At 64.1% G+C, this 4,888-nt stretch carries 6 protein-coding genes; 5 read left to right on the plus strand and 1 reads right to left on the minus strand.

The genetic code is table 11. The annotated features are described in order from the left end of the window. The first annotated feature begins 149 nt into the window (after window positions 1-149). The 3 genes from HUK84_RS10430 to HUK84_RS10440 all read left to right on the plus strand — a co-directional run bounded on the left by HUK84_RS10430 (window position 150) and on the right by HUK84_RS10440 (window position 1,781). Entirely contained in the window at window positions 150-665 is a 516-nt protein-coding gene (locus HUK84_RS10430; RefSeq protein WP_176640237.1) for a hypothetical protein, read from the plus strand. 5 nt (window positions 666-670) lie between these two features. Continuing rightward, complete coding sequence (locus tag HUK84_RS10435; RefSeq protein WP_218064316.1) at window positions 671-1,423, plus strand: C1 family peptidase; 753 nt, start codon at window positions 671-673, stop codon at window positions 1,421-1,423. Between the two features lie 67 nt (window positions 1,424-1,490). Next, window positions 1,491-1,781, plus strand: a complete 291-nt coding sequence (locus HUK84_RS10440; RefSeq protein ID WP_176640238.1) for a hypothetical protein — start codon at window positions 1,491-1,493, stop codon at window positions 1,779-1,781. Here HUK84_RS10440 and HUK84_RS10445 read toward each other — a convergent pair. After that, the gene (locus HUK84_RS10445) at window positions 1,776-2,372 is read right to left on the minus strand and encodes a hypothetical protein (protein WP_176640239.1); all 597 of its coding nucleotides are present in this window, start codon (window positions 2,370-2,372) and stop codon (window positions 1,776-1,778) included. The two genes, HUK84_RS10440 and HUK84_RS10445, sit on opposite strands and share 6 nt — an antisense overlap. 717 nt (window positions 2,373-3,089) lie before the next feature. On the opposite strand from HUK84_RS10445, the gene HUK84_RS10450 reads away from it, so the two are divergent. After that, window positions 3,090-3,857, plus strand: a complete 768-nt coding sequence (locus HUK84_RS10450; protein WP_176640240.1) for a VOC family protein — start codon at window positions 3,090-3,092, stop codon at window positions 3,855-3,857. A 121-nt stretch (window positions 3,858-3,978) separates the two neighbouring features. After that, window positions 3,979-4,888, plus strand: a 910-nt coding sequence (locus tag HUK84_RS10455) for a D-aminopeptidase (protein ID WP_218064315.1), incomplete at its 3' end; no start/stop codon positions are given.

Below are 4,888 nucleotides of genomic sequence, written 5' to 3' on the forward strand. Positions count from 1 at the left end.
GCCCCTGCCGCGTCCCCCCCGGAGGCGCCGGCCGGAACCGACCCGGTCAGCGCGGCGCCGGCGGCCTGATCCGGCCTGCCACCAAAACCGAAATCCCCACTGATCTGTCAATCGGGCGCCTCAAGGCGCCCTTTTTTTGAGCTGAACGCATGACCCATATTCTGCACCGCCTGGCCGCCGCTGTTCTCGCCGTGGGCCTGACTGTCCCGGTCGTCGCCTGCACAACCACCGGTGGCACAACCACCATCAACACAGCCGAACTGGCGGCCGACGCCGGCGCGCTGGATTTTGCCGCCCAAGCGATCGAGAGCATCCCCACGCTGTCGTCGCACCTGACCGCGGACCAGGTCGCGCAGGTCAACGCGGCGCTGACCCAGATCAAAACCATCACGGCGCAGATCAACGCGTCCACGTCGGGCTCGATCGACATCAACACGGGCCGGGGCTGGGCATCGTCGCTGGCGACTGAGTTTCAGACCGTGCTGTCTGTGGCCGGGACCGTCGCGTCGGCCCTGGACCCGGCGGTGGCCGGCTACATCCAGACGGCCGAGCAGATCGTCCCGCTGATCGAGGCGGCCGTTGGTCTGACGCCGGCGTCCGTATCGGTGACGGCGGCCGCGCTGCCCGCGCCGCAGGTGCGCGCCGCGCTGTATCGGGGCGTATGAGGGTGATGCAGATCGTGGGGAGGCGGCTGGGCAAGCTGCCTCCCAAGCGTGATCCGCGCACCTACCGCCTCGCCGCGCCACTCGCCGCCCGGCTGCCGGCAATCCCGGCCCAGGTCGCATGGTCGCGCCACGTGACCTATGCGATGTGGGGCAATGAGCGCTATGGCGACTGCGCCTTCGCCGCGATGGCGGCGCTGATCGGCACCTGGACGAAGAACGCGCAGGCCGAGGTGCTGCTGACCACGACGATGTGCCTGGAGAATTACGCGGCCTGCACCGGCTTCGACCCGGCGACGGGGGCGAACGATGACGGGACCGTGATGCTGGATGCGCTGGACCGGTGGCGGCGTGCCGGCTATGCGCGGCCGGGCCAGACCCGCGACTATCTGACGGCGTTTGGCGCGATCGACCTGCATGACCATGACGGACTCCGGCGGGCGGTGGCCTATCTGGGCGGCGTCTATGCGGGAATCCAGGTGCCAGCCTACCTGATGCAATCCGGCGGCGACTGGGCGCTTGATCCGGCCGGCGATCAGACGATCGAGGGCGGCCACTGCATCGCGATCGTCGGGTATGAGCCCGGCTGGTGGCACGTCTTCACCTGGGGCGGCGTGCGGCGGATGGCGGTCGATCTGTGGGACGCGATCGCCGACGAGGCTTATGGCCTGGTCAGCCGGCAGAACTGGCTGGGCATCCCGGGCGTATCGCCGCGGGGTGAGGATTTGGACGCACTGGTGGAGGAGATGCGGGCGGCGTGATGATGCGCAAATTTTCTCATCTCATTGTATCGTGGGATACTCTCCGGGCGACTCGGGAGATGTATCTGTGCCTAAGCAAGCCAAAAAATTCGACCTGACTCTCACTCCAGAAGAAGCGGCCGAAATTCAGAATCCACCCGTCACCAGTATGGGGGGACGCCAACAGCTTGAGCGTTCGCTCTATCGGCAACTGCAAGCAACGCCGAACCAAATCTCGCTCGATGATAAGGGGCTTGGAAAGGTGCTGCGCTATATGAGCCAGTATGATGGAGCTAATCCTCCCGCAGGTGGGGGTGGTCTTCAAGGTCGATTGCATAGGGCATTTTCCCGACCTCTGCGCGAGAAGCTGGGCCTATAGACGCCGAAAGATCGTGATGCCCCGGAAGCGATGATTGGTGCTTTTCCACATTCCTATCGTCGCCTCCACGGCAAAGGCGTCCTTGCGATACATCGGGAGGACCTGATCCAGCCAGACGATGTGCGTGCCCGGCCGGACTCCTTGGAGAGCACGCATGACCGCGTTTCGCTTGACCATGCTGGTCCCATAGTGCTCGCAGTCTTCGACCGAATATGGCGGATCCGCTAGGACCAGGTCGTATTGCTCCAGCGGCACCGTCTCCAGCTTCTGAGCGTCATCGATGTAGGTGGGTGACAGGGCCGGGTTAATGTCCACCGTGTCGCCGGGGAACGTCTCCAGGTCTACCTTGCCACTGAAGACGTGAAGCGGGCGGTGCTTGTCCGGGAACAGCGCCTTGATGCGCCGTAGGTAGGTCGCCGGGTATCCCCCATAATAGGTGGACTTCACCCGATAGTCATTTCCCATGATCCAGGTGCCAACGACTCGGCCATCCTCGCCCATGAAGATATTCCGCGGGAACCCGGTGGTGCGGGTGTAATGGTCAATGCGCTCTTCCCAGGTGAGCGCGGTCAAGGGCGGCATGTAGTTCATGCCGGAATCCTAGTACGACTGCGCGCGCTTGGGTACTTCTTTTTGATAGGGCGCCGGGCTTCCACCGGCCGCGGCGGCTCCGTCACGGCCCACCTCTGCCCCGTATGCATCCGAGGACTTCCCGTCTTGCGCGCCGGGCAGCGTCCGTGATTCCCCACGGCGGCTGCCAACCATCCAGAATTACCAGATAGTTGGGACCCGAAACTGGGATCGCTCGACGATCCCGAATGCCCCACCTACTCGTGGCAGGGGGAACTGGTTGCAGGGCGTGTCCATCCACGCCGCCGCAGCCCGCGCAGAATCGCACGGATTGGGGTGGGAGTACAAGGGGCAAGAATCGGCGCCGCAGTTTTACAAACCCCCGCTAAGTGACTGATTCACGATCTATAGCAAGGGGAAGTTTTACAATCTAACCTATTGATAAATATATGGGATACCGTTCCCCTATGGGACGCCACGTCCTTTTCAGGACGGGAAAGTGCAATCCACAAATACCGCAATGTTAACAGGCTTGGTGGAACAGATTTTGTTCCGAATGAGAGCCTGCCTCCTCCTGTCGCGGACCTGCCGGCGGCCGTAATTTCCGTCCTGTAGGCTCTACTTGGGAATGAAAGGAGGGGTTGAAGCGGGTTCTCGCGCATACCACCATGCTCTTGGGTGAAACAGGTCCTGTCGAGCGTCTTCGGAACATCGGACAGGGATGCTGGGAGAAGCGTCATGTCGACCCTACGAGATAAATTCGTCTGGTACGAACTCCTGACCCGAAAATCGACGGCGGCTGCGGCATTCTACTCCAGCGTGATTGGCTGGGGCGTCAAGGACGCCGGAATGCCGGAGATGAACTATACTCTGCTGAGTGCTCAGGATGTCCCGGTTGCCGGCTTGATGGAATTGACGCAAGCCGCCAGCGACATGGGCGCGCGGCCGAGTTGGATCGGGTATATCGGTGTGACGGATGTCGATGCCGTCACGGGCGCGGTCCAGGCCGCGGGGGGCGCGATATATGTTGCGCCGCGCGACATTCCTGCTGTCGGCCGCTTTGCGGTCGTCAGCGATCCGCAGGGCGCCGTGTTTGCCCTGTTTCATGGGCAGGAGGAAAGTCCGAGGCCGGAAGCAGCGCCGATGGCGGTGGGGCATGTCGGGTGGCGAGAACTCAGCACCTCGGACCAAGCGGGGGCGTTTACGTTCTATGCTGGGTTGTTCGGCTGGACCAAGGGAGAGGCCATCGATATGGGGCCGATGGGGGTCTATCAGATTTTCGCGATAGACGGCGTGCCGGCGGGCGGGATGATGACGCGGACGGACGTGGCGCCGGGGTGGCTCTATTATTTTACCGTGGCGGGCATCGACGCGGCGGTGGCCAGGGTCGGCGCGGGTGGTGGGCAGGTCGTTCATGGGCCGCAGCAGGTGCCGGGGGGCAGTTGGATCGTGCAGTGCGTGGATCCGCAGGGGGTGCCGTTCGCGTTGGTGGGGGCGGTGCGGTGATTATGGGAAATGATGATGTTGCGCACGCTTTCACTTTGAATATTGAGAATAAGAATTGATCGCATTTTGTCTACGCCGGGCATGTGAGTAGACTGGTTTTTCGGCCGCCTGACGCGAGGACATGATGGGAGCATTCGATCTTGATGCCGCCGGGCGGTTCGTTCGGGCGTTGCCCGAGCGATTCAGGGGGCCCGGCGGTGTCGCGGGGATCGTCAAGGACGGGCGGGTCGTCCTGAAACACGCCTGGGGCTATGCGGATCTCGGGCGCCGGCTGCCAATGACGGAGGCGACCCCCCTGCCGATCTGCTCGATCAGCAAGCATTTTACCTGTGCCGTGCTGCTGGACCTGGTCGGCGACTCCGCGCGGCTGGACGGGCGGGTTGCCGCCCACCTGCCCAACCTGGAGGGGCCGCACCCAAGCATTGTGCAGCTCTGCCACAACCAGTCCGGCCTGCGCGATTACTGGGCGCTGACGGTCCTGCACGGCGCGGATGCCGAAGGCCGGTTCCGGCGGGTGGACGCCGCCCCGCTGTTCGCGCGGATGCGGCGTACCCATTTCCCGCCGGGGTTGCTCTATTCCTATTCCAACGGGAATTTCCGGATCCTGTCGGACATCGTCGAGGCGCAGGCCGGGCGGTCGCTGGGGGAGCTGTACGAGTCGCGGATCTTCGCGCGGGCGGGCATGGAGACGATGCGCTTCACCCCGGATACGGCGGCGCCGGCCGGCGGGGTGGTCGGCTATGAAGGCAATGGCACGGTCGGTTTCTTTCCGGCGGCCAACAGGATCTTCTGGACGGGCGATGCCGGCCTGTCGGCGAGCCTGGACGACATGCTGGCGTGGGAATGTTTCATCGACCGGACACGCGACGACACGGACGGGTTGTATCGCCGGCTCGCGGCGCCCACGCGTTTCGCGGACGGGACGCCGGCGCGCTATGGCTTCGGGCTGGGCCATGAGTGGATCGGCGACGTCGCGGTGACCGGGCATGGCGGCGCGCTGCGCGGCTTTCGCTGCCAGCGCCTGCACGCGG

This window comes from Nguyenibacter vanlangensis (assembly GCF_013376155.1).
GTDB classification, from domain to species: Bacteria; Pseudomonadota; Alphaproteobacteria; order Acetobacterales; family Acetobacteraceae; genus Gluconacetobacter; species Gluconacetobacter vanlangensis.

What these genes read in the sequence shown, in the direction of transcription:
- HUK84_RS10430 (WP_176640237.1), top strand. Translation starts at nt 150, where the DNA reads ATGACCCATATTCTGCACCGCCTGGCCGCCGCTGTTCTCGCCGTGGGC.
- HUK84_RS10435 (WP_218064316.1), top strand. Translation starts at nt 671, where the DNA reads ATGCAGATCGTGGGGAGGCGGCTGGGCAAGCTGCCTCCCAAGCGTGAT.
- HUK84_RS10445 (WP_176640239.1), bottom strand. Translation starts at nt 2,372, where the DNA reads ATGAACTACATGCCGCCCTTGACCGCGCTCACCTGGGAAGAGCGCATT.
- HUK84_RS10450 (WP_176640240.1), top strand. Translation starts at nt 3,090, where the DNA reads ATGTCGACCCTACGAGATAAATTCGTCTGGTACGAACTCCTGACCCGA.